Origin of the sequence: Dactylosporangium sp. CS-047395, from assembly GCF_050942185.1 — a bacterium.
Lineage (GTDB): Bacteria > Actinomycetota > Actinomycetes > Mycobacteriales > Micromonosporaceae > Dactylosporangium.
Genome location: NZ_CP192015.1, coordinates 2,892,799 through 2,910,304, shown reverse-complemented (window position 1 = coordinate 2,910,304; position 17,506 = coordinate 2,892,799). Strand labels below are relative to the sequence as shown.

20 protein-coding genes are annotated in these 17,506 nt (G+C 71.7%); 10 read left to right on the top strand and 10 right to left on the bottom strand.

Features of this window, described 5'->3' with window-relative positions; all coding sequences use genetic code 11:
* Window positions 1-22: 22 nt before the first annotated feature.
* From ACQP00_RS13585 to ACQP00_RS13575, 3 genes are all read left to right on the top strand, one after another.
* Entirely contained in the window at window positions 23-517 is a 495-nt protein-coding gene (locus ACQP00_RS13585) for a SigE family RNA polymerase sigma factor (protein ID WP_433218845.1), read from the top strand.
* Window positions 514-1,269, top strand: a complete 756-nt coding sequence (locus ACQP00_RS13580) for a DUF4232 domain-containing protein (protein ID WP_433218843.1) — start codon at window positions 514-516, stop codon at window positions 1,267-1,269. Before ACQP00_RS13585 ends, ACQP00_RS13580 begins: the two co-directional genes overlap by 4 nt.
* A gap of 174 nt (window positions 1,270-1,443) precedes the next feature.
* The gene (locus ACQP00_RS13575; RefSeq protein ID WP_433218841.1) at window positions 1,444-1,818 is read left to right on the top strand and encodes a VOC family protein; all 375 of its coding nucleotides are present in this window, start codon (window positions 1,444-1,446) and stop codon (window positions 1,816-1,818) included.
* Here the strand turns inward: ACQP00_RS13575 and murD are convergent.
* From murD to ACQP00_RS13555, 4 genes are read right to left on the bottom strand one after another with little or no spacing between them, the layout of a single operon-like run.
* A complete protein-coding gene (gene murD, locus ACQP00_RS13570) occupies window positions 1,799-3,145 on the bottom strand; it encodes a UDP-N-acetylmuramoyl-L-alanine--D-glutamate ligase (RefSeq protein ID WP_433218839.1) in 1,347 nt (448 codons plus the stop codon). The genes ACQP00_RS13575 and murD overlap by 20 nt on opposite strands.
* A gap of 11 nt (window positions 3,146-3,156) precedes the next feature.
* Window positions 3,157-3,906, bottom strand: coding sequence for a succinate dehydrogenase/fumarate reductase iron-sulfur subunit (locus tag ACQP00_RS13565; RefSeq protein ID WP_433218837.1), 750 nt, complete (start codon window positions 3,904-3,906; stop codon window positions 3,157-3,159).
* The gene (locus ACQP00_RS13560; RefSeq protein ID WP_433218835.1) at window positions 3,906-5,843 is read right to left on the bottom strand and encodes a fumarate reductase/succinate dehydrogenase flavoprotein subunit; all 1,938 of its coding nucleotides are present in this window, start codon (window positions 5,841-5,843) and stop codon (window positions 3,906-3,908) included. Before ACQP00_RS13560 ends, ACQP00_RS13565 begins: the two co-directional genes overlap by 1 nt.
* A complete protein-coding gene (locus ACQP00_RS13555) occupies window positions 5,840-6,472 on the bottom strand; it encodes a succinate dehydrogenase cytochrome b subunit (RefSeq protein WP_433218833.1) in 633 nt (210 codons plus the stop codon). Before ACQP00_RS13555 ends, ACQP00_RS13560 begins: the two co-directional genes overlap by 4 nt.
* A gap of 150 nt (window positions 6,473-6,622) precedes the next feature.
* Here ACQP00_RS13555 and ACQP00_RS13550 point away from each other — a divergent pair, with 150 nt between their 5' ends.
* The 6 genes from ACQP00_RS13550 to ACQP00_RS13525 all read left to right on the top strand — a co-directional run bounded on the left by ACQP00_RS13550 (window position 6,623) and on the right by ACQP00_RS13525 (window position 11,442).
* Window positions 6,623-7,531, top strand: a complete 909-nt coding sequence (locus ACQP00_RS13550; RefSeq protein ID WP_433223842.1) for a LysR family transcriptional regulator — start codon at window positions 6,623-6,625, stop codon at window positions 7,529-7,531.
* Window positions 7,532-7,636: 105 nt separating this feature from the next.
* Window positions 7,637-7,885: a hypothetical protein gene (locus ACQP00_RS13545; RefSeq protein ID WP_433218832.1), complete on the top strand. Its 249-nt coding sequence runs from the start codon at window positions 7,637-7,639 to the stop codon at window positions 7,883-7,885.
* Window positions 7,882-8,232: a hypothetical protein gene (locus ACQP00_RS13540; RefSeq protein WP_433218830.1), complete on the top strand. Its 351-nt coding sequence runs from the start codon at window positions 7,882-7,884 to the stop codon at window positions 8,230-8,232. The genes ACQP00_RS13545 and ACQP00_RS13540 overlap by 4 nt, the downstream gene beginning before the upstream one ends.
* Window positions 8,233-8,311: 79 nt before the next feature.
* Window positions 8,312-8,992 carry a hypothetical protein gene (locus ACQP00_RS13535; protein WP_433218828.1) on the top strand — a complete coding sequence of 227 codons (681 nt, stop codon included), beginning with the start codon at window positions 8,312-8,314 and terminating at the stop codon, window positions 8,990-8,992.
* A 67-nt stretch (window positions 8,993-9,059) separates the two neighbouring features.
* A complete protein-coding gene (locus tag ACQP00_RS13530) occupies window positions 9,060-9,896 on the top strand; it encodes an undecaprenyl-diphosphate phosphatase (protein ID WP_433218826.1) in 837 nt (278 codons plus the stop codon).
* Window positions 9,897-9,990: 94 nt separating this feature from the next.
* Window positions 9,991-11,442, top strand: a complete 1,452-nt coding sequence (locus tag ACQP00_RS13525; protein ID WP_433218824.1) for a sulfatase family protein — start codon at window positions 9,991-9,993, stop codon at window positions 11,440-11,442.
* On the opposite strand, the gene ACQP00_RS13520 is transcribed toward ACQP00_RS13525, so the two are convergent.
* The 6 genes from ACQP00_RS13520 to tsaA form a co-directional block, all read right to left on the bottom strand.
* Window positions 11,430-11,849 (bottom strand): DUF2809 domain-containing protein, encoded by a 420-nt coding sequence (locus ACQP00_RS13520; RefSeq protein WP_433218822.1) that lies wholly within the window; start codon window positions 11,847-11,849, stop codon window positions 11,430-11,432. The two genes, ACQP00_RS13525 and ACQP00_RS13520, sit on opposite strands and share 13 nt — an antisense overlap.
* Window positions 11,850-11,959: 110 nt before the next feature.
* Window positions 11,960-12,643, bottom strand: a complete 684-nt coding sequence (locus ACQP00_RS13515) for a B3/B4 domain-containing protein (RefSeq protein WP_433218820.1) — start codon at window positions 12,641-12,643, stop codon at window positions 11,960-11,962.
* A gap of 142 nt (window positions 12,644-12,785) precedes the next feature.
* On the bottom strand, window positions 12,786-13,784 hold the full coding sequence (locus tag ACQP00_RS13510; protein ID WP_433218819.1) for a hypothetical protein: 999 nt from the start codon (window positions 13,782-13,784) through the stop codon (window positions 12,786-12,788).
* 350 nt (window positions 13,785-14,134) lie between these two features.
* The gene (locus ACQP00_RS13505) at window positions 14,135-15,892 is read right to left on the bottom strand and encodes an Hsp70 family protein (protein WP_433218817.1); all 1,758 of its coding nucleotides are present in this window, start codon (window positions 15,890-15,892) and stop codon (window positions 14,135-14,137) included.
* Between the two features lie 16 nt (window positions 15,893-15,908).
* Window positions 15,909-16,376 carry a hypothetical protein gene (locus ACQP00_RS13500; RefSeq protein ID WP_433218815.1) on the bottom strand — a complete coding sequence of 156 codons (468 nt, stop codon included), beginning with the start codon at window positions 16,374-16,376 and terminating at the stop codon, window positions 15,909-15,911.
* Window positions 16,377-16,440: 64 nt separating this feature from the next.
* On the bottom strand, window positions 16,441-16,857 hold the full coding sequence (tsaA, locus tag ACQP00_RS13495) for a tRNA (N6-threonylcarbamoyladenosine(37)-N6)-methyltransferase TrmO (protein WP_433218813.1): 417 nt from the start codon (window positions 16,855-16,857) through the stop codon (window positions 16,441-16,443).
* Between the two features lie 44 nt (window positions 16,858-16,901).
* Here tsaA and ACQP00_RS13490 point away from each other — a divergent pair, with 44 nt between their 5' ends.
* On the top strand, window positions 16,902-17,459 hold the full coding sequence (locus ACQP00_RS13490; protein ID WP_433218811.1) for a hypothetical protein: 558 nt from the start codon (window positions 16,902-16,904) through the stop codon (window positions 17,457-17,459).
* The last annotated feature ends 47 nt before the right edge of the window (window positions 17,460-17,506 follow it).

The following is a 17,506-nucleotide window of genomic DNA, read 5'->3' as shown; positions in this document are numbered from 1 at the left end:
GCCTTGTGAACGGAGGCGACACATGACGGGGGCCCCCGACTTCGACGACTTCTACTCCGGCAGCTACCGCCGGATCGTCGGTCAGCTGTACGCGATGACCGGCGATCTCGGCGCGGCCGAGGAGGCGGTCCAGGACGCCTACATCCGGGCGTGGCAGCGCTGGGCGACGGTCTCCGCCTATCTGGAACCGGAGGCATGGGTGCGTACGGTGGCCTACCGGCTGGCGGTGAGCAACTGGCGCCGGGCCGTGAACCGGCTCGCCGCGCACCGCCGGCACGGCATACCCGACAACGTGCCCGACCCCGGCCCCGACCACGTGGCCCTCGTCGACGCGCTGCGGCAACTGCCGCCGGACATGCGCCGGGTCCTCGTCCTGCACCACCTCGTCGGCCTCGCGATCGACGACATCGCCCGGGAGACGGGCGTGGCCATCGGCACCGTGAAGTCGCGGCTCTCCCGCGGCCGCAAGGCCCTGGCGGCGACACTCGGCGACACCTTCGTTGGCGGTGCGGCATGACGGAACCGAACGTGGACGAGCACCTGGACCGGCACCTGCTCGGTCTGGCCCGGCACGCCGAGCGCGCCGTCGCGCCGCCGCCGGTGGCCGACATCCGCCGCCGGGCCCACCGGCGCAGCGCCACGCAGCGGGCGAGCGTTGCGGTGCTGGCGCTGGCGGTGCTCGGTACCGGTGCGGCGTTGGCTCTTCGGAACAGCCCGGACCCGGAACCGCCGCTGCCCGCGCAGAGCGTCAGCCCCACGCCGGCCCCGCCCCCGAGCGCCGCCCCGGCGACGACCGGCCCGCAGAGCCCGCCGGCCAGCGCGAGCAGCGCGACCGGCACGACCGGCGCCGCCACGGTCCCGTGCCGCACGAAGACCGGCCTGCGCGTCTCGGCCGGCACCACCGCGGCCGACCGGGGCCACTACAGCCAGGTCATCGTGTTCATCAACGCCGGCACCGCCCCGTGCCGGATGCGCGGCTACCCGGGCGTGGACGCGATGAACGCGCGGGGTGAGCCACTCGCGGAGGCCAGGCGCACGCTGTCCGGGTACCTGGCCGGGCCGGGCTCCATCGCCACCGTCACCATCCCGGTCGGGAAGTCGGCGACCGCGACCGTGGAGGCGTTCGCGTACGAGTCGGCCAGCCCGGCCTGCCTGCCGTTCGCGAGCCTGCTGGTGATCCCGCCCGACGACACCGAGTCGACCGTCGTGCCGTGGTCCGGCCCGGGCTGCGAGGGGCTGGAGGTGCACCCGGTCACGCCGGCCCAGTGACCGCCGGCCATGTTATGTTCGGTCCGTGAACACCGGACCGGCGACCAGCCACGCACGGATTGGTGACCCGGTGGACCACTGATCCCGGCGCGCCTCACGGCCCCGACACGCGGACCCCCTCGCGGGCGAGTTTTTCGCGTCCTGTCGGAAGTACCAGTGAGGAGCTTTTTGCACATGCCGGCCAGTTTCAACCACACCATCATCGCGTCGTCCGACCGTGGCGAGTCCGCGCGGTTCTACCGTGAGCTGCTCGAGGCGGCGGAGGCCCCGTCCTGGGGGCCGTTCACCAACATCCAGCTCGCCGACGGCGTCCTGCTGCAGTTCGCCGAGCCGCCGGTGGAGATCCAGATGCAGCACTACGCGTTCCTCGTCGACGACGAGCTGTTCGACCGGGCCCTCGCCCGGCTGCGCGACCAGCACCGCGAATTCTGGGCCGACCCGCAGCGGCAGCGGGCCGGGGAGATCAACCACGAGCACGGCGGGCGCGGGCTCTACGTCATGGACCCCGCGGGGCACGGGCTGGAGCTGCTCACCCGGCCGTACCTGTGACCCGGGTGGCCTCGACCGCGGCGATGAACGCCTTGGCCCGGGCCTCGTAGTTGTCGTAGCGGCCGTAGCTCGGCGCGGCCGGCGACAGCAGCACCACCCCGCCCGCGGGCACCAGCTCCCGGGCGCGCGCGACGGCGGCGGGCAGGTCCTCGGCCACCTCCCGGCCGACCCCGGGCAGGTCCCCCACCACATCGAGGATGTGCTCGCCGCTGTCGGGAATTGCCACAAGCGTCAGGTGTACGGCCTTGTCGCGCAGATAATCGCGCAGCGGCGTGTAGTCGATCCCGCGGTCCTGGCCCCCGACGAGCACCACCAGCGGCCGCCCGGCGTAGGCCTCGATGGCGTGGATGGTCGTCTGCGGCGCGGTCGACAGCGAGTCGTTGACGAACTCGATGCCGGACGGGTCGGCGATCGGGGTGAGGCGGTGCGGCAGCGGCGTGTAGGAGCGCAGCCCGGCCTCGATCGCCGCCCGCTCGCCGGCCACGTCGACGCCGGCCGCCTCCAGCGCCGCCAGCGCCACGCAGAGGTTGCCGGTGTTGTGGGTACCGCGCAACGGAAACGCCTCGCGCGGGAACAGCTTCTCGCCGTGGCGCACGACCCAGCCGTCGGCCACCGCGGGCTCGACCGGCACCAGCGGCAGGCCGGGGCGCGCGGCCAGCTCGGCGCGCAGGGTCGGGTCGGTCGCGTTGTAGACGACCGCCTCCGGCCCGTGCATGGCGATGTTGAGCTTGTGCGCGTAGTACTGGGACGGCAGCCCGTCGCGGGTCCAGTCCAGGTGCTCCTCGAACAGCGAGGTGACCACCGAAACGCGGGGCGAATGCTGCAGATCGGCGCACTGGTACATCGACAGCTCCAGCACGTACCGCTCGGCCGGCGGCAGCGAGAGGACCGCGATGCCGATGTTCCCGCCCAGCTCGTTCGGGCGGCCGGTCGCGGTGAGCAGGTGCGAGATCAGCGTCGTGGTGGTGCTCTTGCCCTTGGAACCGGTCACGCCGATCGTCTGGTTGGCGTGCTCGGCCATCCACAGGGCGGTACCGCCGGTGATGGCGACCCCGCGCCGGCGCAGCTCCTGAATCCACGGGTTCGACTCGCCGACGCCCGGGGACCGCACGAGGACCTCGACGCCGTCCAGCGCGGGGCCCATCGCCTCACCCTGGAACAGCGGGACGTCGCGGTCCCACCCCGCGGCGGCCAGGAAGGTGGTCTTGTCCTGCACGGCGATGAGGGACGCGGGTCCGACCGGGGCGATCGCGTCGAGCGCGGCGATGCCCTCCCGGCCGGTACCCCACACCGCCACCCGCCGCCCGGCGAGCTCCGACAGCTGCATGAGTCGGTACTTTATCCGCGCCGTCCGGTCGCCGCCTTGCGGTAGTCGCTGTTCAGCCGGCCGATCAGGGTGAGCGGGATGCCCTTGGGGCACACCGTGGTGCACTCACCCGCGTTGGTGCAGCCGCCGAAGCCGGCCTCGTCCTGCGCCTCGATCATGCTCAGCACCCGCGTGTCGCGCTCCGGCTGGCCCTGCGGCAGCAGCCCGAGGTGGCCGACCTTGGCCGCGGTGAAGAGCATCGCCGAGCCGTTCGGGCAGGCGGCCACGCACGCGCCGCAGCCGATGCAGGTGGCCGCCTCGAACGCGGCGTCAGCGTCGACCTTGGGTACGGGCGTGGCGTGCGCGTCGGGTGCGGCGCCGGTCGGGGCGGTGATGTAGCCGCCGGCCTGGATGATCGAGTCGAACGCGCCGCGGTCCACGACCAGGTCGCGCACGACCGGGAAGGCGGCGGCCCGCCAGGGCTCGACGTCGATGGTGTCGCCGTCGTTGAAGTGCCGCATGTGCAGCTGGCAGGTGGTGGTCGCCTTCAGCGGGCCGTGCGCGACGCCGTTGATCATCATGCCGCACATGCCGCAGATGCCCTCGCGGCAGTCGTGGTCGAAGGCGATCGGCTCCTGGCCCTCGATGATCAGCCGCTCGTTGAGCACGTCGAGCATCTCCAGGAAGGAGGCATCCGGGGAGATGTCCTTCACCTGGTACGTCACCATCCTGCCCTTGTCCTGCGGGCCCGCCTGGCGCCATACGCGCAGCTTGATGTCCATTACTTGTAGCTCCGCTGGGTCGGGTGGACGTACTCGAACTCGAGCGCTTCCTTGTGCAGGACGGGCGGCTCGCCGGTGCCGGCGAACTCCCAGGCGGCCACGTAGGAGAACTCGTCGTCGTGCCGCATGGCCTCCCCGTCCGGGGTCTGGCTCTCGGCGCGGAAGTGCCCGCCGCACGACTCGGCGCGGTGCAGGGCGTCGACACACATGAGCTCGGCCAGCTCGAAGAAGTCGGCGACGCGGCCGGCCCGCTCGAGGTTCTGGTTGAGCTGCTCGCCGGTGCCGGGCACCTTGACCCGGGTCCAGAACTCCTCGCGCAGCCCGCGGATGAGCCCGAGGGCCTTGGTCAGGCCCTCCTCGGTGCGCTCCATGCCGCAGTACTCCCACATGATGTGGCCGAGCTCGCGGTGGAAGGAGTCGACGGTGCGGTCGCCGTTGACGGCCAGCAGCTTCGTGAGGCGCTCCTCGACGGCGCCGCGCGCGGCCACGACCGCCTCGTGCGTGGCGTCGACCTTGGGGAACGGCCCGGCGGCGAGGTAGTCGTTGATGGTGTTGGGGAGCACGAAGTACCCGTCGGCCAGGCCTTGCATCAACGCGGACGCGCCCAGCCGGTTGGCGCCGTGGTCGGAGAAGTTGGCCTCGCCGACGACGAACAGGCCGGGGATGTTCGACTGCAGGTCGTAGTCGACCCACAGCCCGCCCATGGTGTAGTGCACGGCCGGGTAGATGCGCATCGGCGTCACGTACGGGTCGTCGCCGGTGATCCGCTCGTACATCTCGAACAGGTTGCCGTACTTGGCCTCGACCGCCGGCCGGCCCAGCCGGGTGATGGCGTCGGCGAAGTCGAGGTACACGCCGAGGCCGCCCGGACCGACACCGCGGCCCTCGTCGCAGACGTTCTTGGCGGCCCGCGAGGCGATGTCCCGCGGCACCAGGTTGCCGAAGGATGGGTAGATCCGCTCGAGGTAGTAGTCGCGCTCGTCCTCGGGGATCTCGGCCGGGGCGCGGTGGTCGCCCGCCCGCACCGGCACCCAGACCCGGCCGTCGTTGCGCAGCGACTCGCTCATCAGCGTGAGCTTGCTCTGGTGCGTGCCCGACTCGGGGATGCAGGTCGGGTGGATCTGCGTGTAGCAGGGGTTGGCGAACAGGGCACCCTGCCGGTGCGCGCGCCACGAGGCCGTCACGTTGCAGCCCTTGGCGTTCGTGGAGAGGAAGAAGACGTTGCCGTACCCGCCGGAGGCCAGCACCACCGCGTCCGCGAGGTCGGTGGTGATCTCGCCGGTGACGAGGTCGCGCACGACGATGCCGCGGGCCTTGCCGTCGACCACGATCAGCTCGAGCATCTCGTGGCGGGCGTTCATCTCCACGTTGCCGGCCGCGATCTGGCGCTCCAGGGCCTGGTACGCGCCGAGCAGCAGCTGCTGGCCCGTTTGTCCCCGGGCGTAGAAGGTGCGGGACACCTGGGTGCCGCCGAACGAGCGGTTGTCGAGCAGGCCGCCGTACTCGCGGGCGAAGGGCACCCCCTGCGCCACGCACTGGTCGATGATGTTCACCGAGACCTGGGCCAGGCGGTAGACGTTGGACTCGCGGGCCCGGAAGTCGCCGCCCTTGACGGTGTCGTAGAAGAGCCGGTACACCGAGTCGCCGTCGTTGCGGTAGTTCTTGGCCGCGTTGATGCCGCCCTGCGCCGCGATCGAGTGGGCGCGGCGGGGGCTGTCCTGGTAGCAGTACGAGCGGACCTTGTATCCGGCCTCGGCCAGGGTCGCCGCCGCCGATCCCCCGGCCAGCCCGGTGCCGACCACGATGATCGTGAGCTTGCGCTTGTTGGCCGGATTGACCAGCTTGGCGCCGAACTGGCGGCGCTCCCAGCGGGTCTCGATCGGCCCGTCCGGCGCGGCGGTGTCGGCGACGGGGTCGCCCTCGGTCCACATCATCACTTCACCAGCCCGGTGAGAACGGCGAACGGTACGGAGAGGTAGCCCACGACCAGCACGAGCGACAGCACCAGGGCGACCGCCCGGGCGATCCGCTCGCCGCGCGGCGACTGCTGGCCGAGCGTGCGGACCGCGGAGAAGAGCCCGTGCCGCAGGTGGAAGCCGACGGCCACGATCGCGAGGGTGTAGAAGAGCGTCACGTACCAGCGGCCGGGGGCGAAGTCGGCGATGACGTTGGCCGACGGGTGCTCGTGATCGCCGACCGGGTTCACGGTGCCCGTGGTCAGGTCCAGGATGTGGAAGATCACGAAGAGCACGATGATGACGCCGCCCCAGCGCATCGTCCGGGCCGCGTAGCTGCCCTGCACCTTGGCCCGGTGGGCGTAGCGCACGGGGCGGGCGGCGCGGGCCCGGCGGGCCAGCACCACGGCGGCGAAGATGTGCAGCAGCACCGCGGCCGTCAGCCCGCCGCGCTGGATCCACAGGAACCACTCGTGCGGCAGCGCCGGCGCACCCAGGTCACGCAGCCAGTGCGCGTAGTGGTCGAACGACTCGGCCCCGATGAAAATCTTCAGGTTGCCGGCCATGTGCGCGAACAGGAACAGCACCAGCAGGATGCCGGTGACCGCCATCAGGAGCTTCAGGGCAACGGACGATGCCTTCTTCTTCCGGATTGCCGGAGTCGCCCGTTCTGCCGTCATTACCGCCACTCCGCCGACGCTAGGGGCGGCCTTCACGATTCGTCCAATGCATGAATCTCGCAGTCCCCATAGCCATAAGCTATCGAGGTGCAGCTGCAACAGCTCCGATACTTCGTGTCCGTCGCCGAACTACGACATTTCACCCGCGCGGCGGAACAGCTGGGTGTGAGCCAACCCACGCTGAGTAAACAAATTCACACCCTGGAGGCGGCGCTGGGCGCCCCCCTGTTCGACCGCTCGCGGGGCGGCGTGGTCCTCACGACGGCCGGCGAAACGCTCCTACCCCTGGCCCGCCAGGTGGTCGCCGACGCCGACACCGCCCGCGACGCCGTCCAGGAGGTGGTCGGCCTCCGCCGCGGCCGCGTCCGGGTGGGCGCGACCCCGAGTCTTTGCACCTCGCTGGTACCGCTCGTGCTGCGCGACTTCCACGCCCGCTTCCCGGACATCGAGCTGCACGTCGACGAGGGCGGCTCGCAGGACCTCGTCGCCTCCCTGGTCGGCCACGGCCTGGACCTGGCCCTGATCGTCGAACCGGCCCGCGGCACCGACCCGGCCCTGGAGACGGTGCCGGTGCTGCGGGAGAGCCTGGTGGTCGCCTCGGTCGCGCCGCTGCCCGACCGGGTCGCCCTGGCCGAGCTCCGCGACACCCCGCTGGTCATGTTCCGCACGGGCTACGACCTGCGCGACACAACCCTCGAAGCCTGCCGCCGGGCCGGGTTCACGCCGCGGTACGCGGTGGAGGGCGGCGAGATGGACGCGGTGCTCGCCTTCGTCGAGGCGGGCCTGGGCGTTGCCCTCGTGCCGAGCATGGCCATCGTGAACCGGCCCCTGCTGCACGCGGCGCCGCTGGTGGCGCCGGGCGTGCACCGGACGATCGCGCTGGCTCAGCGGCGCGAGTCGGTCCTCTCGCACGCCGCCCAGGCCCTGCGCACGACGCTCCTGACCCACGTCGCCACCGGCCCCCTCCCCCTCGGCGTCCAACCACTCTGACGTTTGGCCGTGTGGCCACTTGGCCTTATTGTCATCCCATGTGGAGAAGAGGCCCTCTCCGTAATACGAACGCAGTCGCCGCGTATTACCCTGAGGGGACAGAGCATGCCTCCAGTCAAAATCCTGCTGATCCGTTGGGGCCTCAACAGCACGTACGCGACCAAGCGGGCCACGTCGGCTGAGATCGAAGAGGTGCTGTTGAGCCGGCCGACCATCCGCCGGAACCTGCGCGGACGAACGTCGACGCACGTCGCATACGGCAAGACCCGCGCCGGCCGGAGGCTGGCGGTGGCGTTCATCTACGACGCGGAATTGCACTCGGCACGTCCGATCACCGCATGGGAGAAGAGATGATCAAGCCAACCGATATCGACGAGGAGACCGGCTACACCGTCGCGGAGATGGAGGCCGAGGCCGAGGACCTTTACGAGCACCGGGATGAGGTCGCCGGGGAGGTGGTCCCGAGCGAGTGGGTCCCGGCCTCCGAGGTTCGGTCGGTGGTGTCGGTGCGGTTCGCTCCCGGCGAGATCTCCAGCGTCATCGACGCCGCGAACGCCGCCGGGGTGCCGTTGTCGACCTACATTCGCAACGCGGCGCTCGCGGCGGCGGCGCCGGTTGATCTCGAGGCGGCGCGGCGGGAGTTGCGGGCGGCGCAGCGGGCCATTGACGAGCTCAGACGGAATCTTGGGGCGGCCGCCTGACCCGTTCGGGTGGGGCACAGGTCACGGTGCGGATCCTGGGTCGCGCGGGATCATGCGGGACCGGCGATACTTGTCGATCGTGGAGACTGCACGCAGCGAACGGACCCGGCAATGGCTGGCCGCGCACAGCCTCGACACGGAGGGTGATCCGGATGACGCCGCCCGTGATCTGATGCCGGAGATTCGCGGGGACGAGGAACTTTCGGCGGCGGAGAAGCTCGAGGTCGGGCTGGGGCTGCTGGAGATCCTGAACGCGTACTGGGTGCTCGTCGAGCTGCGGTGGTTCGTCAACGCCACCGAGGACGAGGCGCTGTGGGACACGCACTGGCAGGCGCTGCGGGAGTATCTGGAGCAGCCGCGGCCCAGTGAGGCGGTGCTGTACTCGCTGTGGGTGGACTGGTTCGAGGACATCGCCACCGTCGAGCGGGCGTTTCACGAGGTGCTGGGGCGCGACGCGCAGCGGCTCGGGGAGGACGACGAGGGGCTGCAGCGGCGGGCGGGCGCGGTGCTCAAGGTCAGCGGGCCGGTGCCGTGGAAGCTCAAGTATCCGGTGTACCAGCTGGCGGCCGAGCACGAGCGGCTGCGGGCGGCGGTGTTCGGGGGCGTGCTGTACAGCTTCCATGACGTCTATGGCTCGCTGGAGATCCAACCGGCGCTGGAGCTGCTCGATCGGCTCGATCTGCCGGCCGGGACCGAGCACCTGGCGGAGCTGCGGGAGGAGCTCGCGGCCGGGCACGCGAATCAGCACCACCGTGACTGAAAGCCTTCTCAGGCGCGTCCGGTAAGTTCCCTGGCGGCGAAGTCGGGCGCGACGAGGAGGAACGGCGTTGCAGATCTGGGAAGCGATCGTGCTGGGCGTCGTGGAGGGCGTGACCGAGTTCCTCCCGGTGTCCTCGACCGGGCACCTGACCATCACCGAGAAGCTGATGGGCATCCCGATCGACGACAAGGGCGTCACGGCGTTCACCGCGGTCATCCAGGTCGGCGCGATCCTCGCCGCGGTCATCTACTTCCGCAAGGACATCATCCGGTTCGTCACCGCGCTGTTCCGCGGGCTGTTCAAGGCCGAGCAGCGGCAGGGCGAGGACTGGCGGATGGCGATCAACGTGATCGTCGGGTCGATCCCGATCATCATCGTCGGGCTGCTGTTCAAGGACTACATCGAGGGCGCCCTGCGCAGCATGTGGTTCGTGGCCGGCGGGCTGGTGCTGTGGAGCATCGTGATGACGCTCGGCGACCACCTGGGCAAGCAGGAGCGCGGCGAGTCGACGGTGACGTGGAAGGACTCGCTGATCATCGGGCTCGCGCAGTGCATCGCGGTCATCCCCGGCGTGTCGCGCTCCGGCGCCACGATCAGCGCGTCGCTGTTCCGCGGGCTCGATCGGGTGACGGCGACGCGGCTCTCGTTCTTCCTGGGCATCCCGGCGCTCACCGCCGGCGGCGTGCTGGAGGCGGTGACCCGCTCCGACGAGATCGCGGACACCGTCGGCTGGGTGCAGACCGGCGTGGGCACCGTCATCAGCTTCATCGTGGCTTACGTCAGCATCGCCTGGCTGCTGCGGTACGTCGCCCGCAACACCTTCGCCGCGTTCGTCTACTACCGGGTGGCCGTCGGCGGCATCATCATCGCGCTGCTCTGGGGCGGCGTCATCACGGCGACCTGAGTTTTCTGTCCCGCCGCGGCGGCGAAAAGGCATGTTGACGCGATCCGAACGATGCTCGAACCTATCGACGGGCATCATTCGGTACAGCTGAATCATGCGCAGAATGCCCGCCCTGATCGCTGCCGTGCTGGCCGTGACCGGGCTCGTGAATGCCGCCGCCGCCAGCGAGACGGCCGCGGCGCCGGCCAAGCCCAACATCGTCTTCGTGCTCGTCGACGACCTCGCGTGGAACCTGGTGCAGTACATGCCCCAGGTCCAGCAACTGCAGCGCGACGGCACCACGTTCACGAACTACACGGTGACCGACTCGCTGTGCTGCCCGTCCCGCTCGTCGATCTTCACCGGCAAGTTCCCGCACGACACCGGCGTCTTCACCAACGAGGCGCCCGACGGCGGGTTCGGGGTCTTCCACAACCGTGGCAACGAGGACCACACGTTCGCCACGGCGCTGCAGGGCCAGGGCTACGCGACCGCGATGATGGGCAAGTACCTCAACGGGTACCTGCCCAAGGACCTCTACGTCCCGCCGGGCTGGAGCGAGTGGGACGTGGCCGGCAACGCCTACGGCGAGTACAACTACAACCTCAACGAGAACGGCAAGCTGGTCCCCTACGGCAACGCGGACGCCGACTACCTCACCGACGTCGTCAGTGGCAAGGGGCAGGCGTTCATCAAGCGCTCGGCCGCCGCGGGCAAGCCGTTCCTGCTGGAGATCGCCACGTTCGCCCCGCACGGCCCGTTCACCCCGGCCCGGCAGGACCTGGACAAGTTCCCGGGGCTGACCGCGCCGCGCGGCCCCGCCTTCAACACGCTGCCCACGAACGCGCCGGGCTGGCTGGCCGGCAACGGGCCGCTGACCGCGGACGAGCTCAAGAAAATCGACACCGACTTCCGCAAGCGCGCGCAGGCCGTGCAGGCGGTCGACCGGATGATCGCGAACCTGCGCCAGACCCTGACCGCGGCCGGGGTGGCCGGCAACACGTACGTGGTGTTCAGCTCCGACAACGGCTTCCACATGGGCCAGCACCGGCTCGTGGAGGGCAAGCAGACCGCGTTCGACCACGACATCCGGGTGCCGCTGGTCGTCGCCGGGCCGAGCGTGGCCGCCGGGCTGGAACGGCCGCAGGTGGTGCAGAACATCGACCTCGCCCCGACGTTTGAGCGCCTCGGCGGTGCCCCGATCGCCACCGACGTCGACGGCCGGCAGCTCGTCACGCTGCTCACCGGCGGCACCACGGCCGAGTGGCGCACGGCGTCGCTGATCGAGCACCACGGCCCGGGCACCAGCGCCGACGACCCGGACGTGCAGGACGCGCGCAACGGCATGCCAACGACGTATTCGGCCGTACGTACGGCCGATTTCACGTATGTCGAGTACGACAACGGCGAGCGCGAGTACTACGACCGCGGTTCGGACCCGAACGAGCTGCACAACACCGCGGGCTCGCTCCCGGCGGCGCGGCTGAGCGAGCTGCACTCGTCACTCACGGCGCTGGTCGGCTGCCACACCGGAGCCGCGTGCTGGACCGCCGGTCACGTCTCCTGAGCACGGCGCCCCCTGGTCCTCGCCAGCAATTCGACGAGGACCAGGGGGATCACGCCCACCGGATACCAGAGCATGTCGTTCCAGTCGAACGCGTCGCCCAGCATCAAGCGCAGGAGGATGCTGTACTGACTGAGCTCATGCGGTACACCTGAAAGCTGGAAAAGCTCGATGAGCCAGCACAGGCCGATCGCCCACGCACCGGCCACGAGCGGCGAGCTCCGCGGCGCGACGAAGACCACGCCGGCGTAGAGGGCGGACGCGTAGAGGGCGGTGCCGCTGTTCTGTTGCAGCGCCCCGTTGCTGTAGAGCGTCCCGCCGTAGAGCGCCCGGATGCCGAACGCCAGCGCGAGCGCGGCCAGGGCGGTGATGACGGCGGCGATGCGCACGGCACGGGTCGTCTCCAGCACTTGGCGGATGTTAGCCGAACGTTGGTTGCCGCGCCGACAGCACCGCAGTGGCCCTGACCGTCAGCCGAACGACGGTTGCCGCGCCGACAGCACCGCAGTGGCCCTGACCGTCAGCCGAACGACGGCTGCCGCGCCGACAGCACCGCGGTGGCCCTGACGTCGGCGCCGGCCGCCCGCAGCGCCGCGGCCAACTCCTCGACCAGCCGCGGTACGTCGTCCGCGGCCGTGTCGTGCAGGCCCTCGGCGACGATGAGCACGCGGCTCGTCCCGGGCCGGATCGCCGAGCGGCCGCTCTGCCGGTTGGTCCATCGCCGGGCGTGCGCGAACCCCTCGTCGTCGGCGAACACGACCTCGCGCGGGTCGGGGTGCTCGACGGTGCCGGCGAACGTCTCGTACGTCTCGGTGCCGTCGGCGTATCGCACCTCGAGGTCCCCGGCGACGCGGTCGAGGTCGATGGCGGCGACGGGGATCGCGTACGCCGCCGACACCGCGTTGCCGAGGTCGACCAGCGGGTGCAGCGCCGGCAGGTCGCCCTCGATGCGAAGGCGGCGCAGCAGCGATTCCGAGGCGCACCGGTACTGCGTGGGCTTGATCCCCTGCGCCGCGAACGCCTTGCGCCACGCCTGGATCTCCGGCAGGGCACTCTCGGTGGTGCCGGTGAGCCGGTTACGGCCGCGGTCCAGTAATTGCTCGAACTTGGCGTCAAGGGACGGGGTGACACCGTCGACCGCGAGCACGCCGGGGACGAGCTGCGGGAAGTCGCGCCAGATGGCCGCGTGATGCTGGAAACGCATGCCTCGATCCTCGCCGCCACGCCGTGGTTCCGGCAGGTCCACTTGGCCGCCGGTCAACAGGGCCGATTGCCGGCGTTGGTGCTGCCCCAGATGCGATCCTCGCCGCCGCGCCCTGGTTGCGGCAGGTCCACTTGGCCGCCGGTCAACAGGGCCGATTGCCGGCGTTGGTGCTGCCCCAGATGCGGTACTCGCCGCCCGGCCGGGTGATCGAGTACGTCACGTCCCAGCGGGTGCACGTCTCCGACTCGCGGCCCTTGGGTCCCTTGCCGGCCTGCTGCTGGCTGCGGAACGTGACCCGGGCCTGGAGCACGCCCTTGCCGCTGCCGTCGGGGCCGAGGGCGAGCAACAAGACATCGTCGTCGGTACTGGTGCTGATCCCGTCCGTGAACCGCTTGACCGCCGCCGCGTCGCTCTGGTTGATCGAGCCGTTCGGATCCATGACGGCGAGCGCGGCACCGGCGTTGCGGGCGTTGACGGCGGCGAAGTACTTGTCGAACACGGCGCCGACGGCCGGGCCCTGGGTGGGATCGAGGCTCGGATCCAGCCGTACCGCGCCCACGCTCGCCGGCACCGTCGGCGGCGCGGCGGTCGTCTGGGTCGGCGTCGGTTCCCCCGTGGCCGTCGCGGTGGGCGCGGCGGCGGTGGTGCCGGTCGGGGCGATCGGGTTCGAGGTCGCGGTGGGGCCGGTGGTGGGGCCGCCGCCGGCCTGGTCGTCGCCGAGGATGCGGTCACGCAGGACGAACGCGACGGTACCGGCGGCGAGCAGCAACACCACCGCCACGATCGCGGGGAAGATCCACACCGGGCGGCGGCGCGGGCCCTGATCGAGCGGCTCGTTGGTCACCCACTGCGGCTGCGCGGGCACGCTCGCCGCGCCCCACTGCGGCTGCGTCGTGGCATTCGCGCCGGCCCATTGCGGCTGGGTCGTGGCACTCGCGCCGGCCCACTGCGGCTGCGTCGTGGCGTCGGCGCCGGCCCATTGCGGCTGGGTGGTGGCGTTGGCGGCGGGTCCCGAGACGGGCTGGGTGGGGGCGCCGGCGACCCACGGGGTCGGGGTCTGGCCGTAGTTCACGCCGGCGCCGGGCCAGTTCTGGGCGGCCAGATCCTCGCCGGGCAGGGGTTGCGTCGGACCGTTGGGCATCGGCGGGGTCCGGGGTTCCGCACCGGGCGCCGGCGCGTCGCTGCCGAGGGCCGGCGTGCCGCTGCCCGGGGCTGGCGCGTCGCCGCCCGGGGCCGGTGCGCCGCTTGACGGGGACCAGGAGCCGAAAGCGTCGGCCGGGGCCGAGGCGGGCCAGGAGACGGGGGGCTCGGCGGGCAGTTGTCCGGGCGGCCAGGACCCGAGTCCCTGGGCGGCGGGGTTGGGTGCACCCTGCTCCGGACGCCGCGCACCGCACGACGAGCAGGCGGCAACGTCACCGTCGTTGCTCGCGCCGCAAACCCCACACTGCCACATGAATTCCGACAGTAGTCCCCCCGCTCAAGCTCCCGGGCTCAACCTGTGACGCGAAAGCTGCCCGGCGCCGACTTCCGGCTGGTCCGGCCCAGCAGTTGCACGACGATTTGTCCGGCCTTGGTCCCGGCGGGCGCGATGACCACGCTTGCCTCGGCCGACCCGCTGTCGTCGGCGGTGAGGGTGGTGAGCAGCTTGGTACCGGCCCGGACCTCGATCTTCTCCCCCGTCGCGAACCCGTGCGCCGTGAGCTGAACGGTCGTGCCCGCTTTGCCGGAGTTCGGTTGCAGCTGCACCGTGGCCGTCGACTCCTTTAAAGGCGGCGGCGTGGACGGCGCGGCGGACGCGGAGGCGGTGGGGGTCGGGGTCGCACCGAGGAGGCTCTCGACCCTGGCCTTGCCGTCGTTGAACAGCGCGCGGCCCCACGGCGTGACGGCCATGATGATGACCCAGGGCAGCAGGGGCAGGGCCGCGAACCGCAGCCAGCTCCTCCCACGCCGCCGCGGCGGTTTCGGGGGCTTCGAAGGCTCGGGCTCCGGCTCGTCGTCATCATCGCGGGGCATGAGGGAGTCGTCGCCGTAGATCGCCACGTTGCCCTGGATGGTCACACCAGGCCCGATGACCACAGAGGGGCGCCGCGGCTGCTGCGGTACGACCGGCGCGCTGATAGGCGCTACGGGAGTGCTGCTGACGAGCGCTGTCGCCGACATCGGGTACCCGTGCGACGGCGTTGCGGTCGGGGTTGGATCGCCGGCCGTGAGGAGCAGGGCACCGAAGGCGACCGGGAGTTCGGGCTGCTCCGGCACGATCGGCGCCAGGCCGAACCGGGCGTGCAGCCGGCTCGCCACCAGTGGGAGGCGCGAGGAGCCGCCGACCAGGACGATGGCGTCCAGGTGGGCCGGGGTGACGCCGGAGCGTTGCAGGACCCGGCGGGTCTCGTCCACGGCGCGGTCGACCAGCGGGCCCGCGATCCGGTCCAGTTCCTCGCGGGTCAGGTGGGTGGCGCCGTCGCGGCCGGGGACGTGGATCGGGGCGGAGGCGGCGCGGGCGAGCATCTCCTTGGCCTGCCGCACCTCGGACCAGAACGTGCGCCGGTCGCGGTACTCGCCCGGCGTGCGCGGCCGGGCCATCCGCTGCCACAGGTCCGGCTCGATGAGCCGGCCGACGTGGCCGACCAGCGCGTCGTCGATGTCGGTGCCGCCCAGGTCGGCCAGGCCGCCGGTGGCCAGGACCCGCAGCGGGGCCGCGCCCTGGGCCTGCACGACCGTGACGTCGAGGGTGCCGCCGCCGAAGTCGAAGACCACCGCACAGCGGCCGGGGGCGAGGCGGCCGCCGAGGGCGCGCACGCAGTACGTGGCGGCCGAGACCGGCTCGTCCACCAGCGTGACGGGCCCGAGTCCGGCGCGGCGGGCGGCGTCGAGCAGTACCGAACGGCGGGTGTTGCCCCAGTCGACCGGACAGGTCAGCACGGTCGGCAACGGCCCGGAGCCGCCGGCCTCGGAGGCGGCGCGGCGCAGCACCGCGGCCAGGAGCTCGGCGACGGGCACCTCGCGGTCGCCGAGCAGGATGACCCCGTCGTCGACGCGGCCCTTCGGGTTGGGCTCGAAGCGGGCCGCGTCGGTCATCATGTGCCGCTCGGCGTCCCGCCCGACCAGCAGCCCGCCCGAGGCGTCGGCGAAGACGGCCGAGGGCAGCAGCGGGCTGCCGTCGAACAGCAGCGGCCGGGGCGAGCCGTCGCCGCGGTCGACGACGGCGACCGTGTTGGACGTACCGAGGTCCACCGCGAACCGGAGGGGCATCGCGGAATCCTAAGACTCAGTGCGACGCCGAGCGGAACGGCACCCCCAGCGCGGCCGACAGCCCGGCCCCGAGTTCGGCCACCTCCGCCGGTTCGCCGCCGGGCAGGGCGGCGAGACCGACCTCGCGCACGGTCCCGTCCTCGGCGCGCAGCACGGCCATCATGCGCGGGTACGGCCCGTCGGCACCCTCGACCCACACGGTCTGCACCGCCTCGACGGGCGCGGCGAGCAGCCGGACCCGGGCGAGCACGGACGGCAGGTCGGCCGCCGACGGGTGTGGCAGCAAACCCTCCGCCACGAGGTGGTCGCGGCGCAGCTCGGTCGCCTCGCGGCTCTCCTGCAGCGTCGGCCGGTCGTCGGCGAAGACGTCGATCCCGTGGTTGGTGTGCACCAGCTGGATGGCCCGCACGGTGGAGCCGGCGGCGAGTTCCTCATCGATCTGCGCGCGTACGTCGGCCGGCAGCAGCTCCCACAAGCGGTTCATCGCCAAGATCCAAGCAGCTCGCCCCGCGACACGCCCGGCTCTGTCGGAACCAGGACGGGCCGGATCACCGGCTTTCGAGCTCGCCGAGCACCGGTTTCACGTCCAGCAGCGGGGTACCGTCGATGGCTTCCAGCCCCGACACCCGCAGCCGCAGCCCGTCGACGGCGAGGATCTCGGCCCCGTGCAGCCCGATCGGGTTGGGCCGGTCCGGGGCGCGGGTGCTGAACACGCCCGTCTCCGGCCGGGTCCGGTCGCCGCGCGGATGCACCGCCAGCACGTCCCGGTCGGCGCGGTGCAGCCAGGTCAGCAGCAGGACGCGGTCGCCCGGGCGCAGGTCGGCGAGGGCCGGGGCGACCCGCTCCTCGAACACCAGCCAGGCCTCCGGCGCACCCTCGTCACCTTGGCGCGGGGCGCCGGCGCGGTCGGTCAGGGGCGACTCGACGCGCCCGATCGGCCGTACGACGAAACCGTCATGCTCCATCCCGGCACGCTACACCGCGGCAGGCCCGACGATAGGATCTCCTGGTGGGCGACTATTTCCAGGTCATCGCGGATATCGAGGCCACCGGGGACGAGGCGCCGCGGCTCGCCGCCGACCTGCTGACGTGGCTCGTGGCCGAGGGCATCGTGCGGGCCGAGCGGACCGACTGCGTGCTCGGGGCGCCGCTGGGCAACCCGCCCGGGCCACGGTACGAGGCGGCGGTCACCACACCGGACGGGCACCTGCGCACCATGCGGACCAACGGCGTCGAGGTGTTCGCCGCGGCCACCGTCGTCGACTCCGGGCAGGGCGGCGGGGACGACGAGTTCCGCTGCCCGCACTGCGGGGCCGTGAGCACCTACGGCGACCCGCAGTGGGAGCCGTTCGAGACCGCGATGTCGGCCTGGCACGCCGACCGGCCGAGCGACGTCACGTGTGTCGCATGTGGATGGTCGGCGCCGATCGGCGACTGGGCGGCGGCGTGGGCCTTCGCGCGGGTGGGGCTGCAGTTCTGGAACTGGCCGCCGCTGCGCCCGGAGTTCGTGGCCGAGGCGGGACGCCACCTCGGCCATCGCGTCCGCCTCATCGACGGCAAGCTGTGACGCTCACTTCGCGCCCGCTCGTCGGCGGCGAGCTGTAACGCTCACTT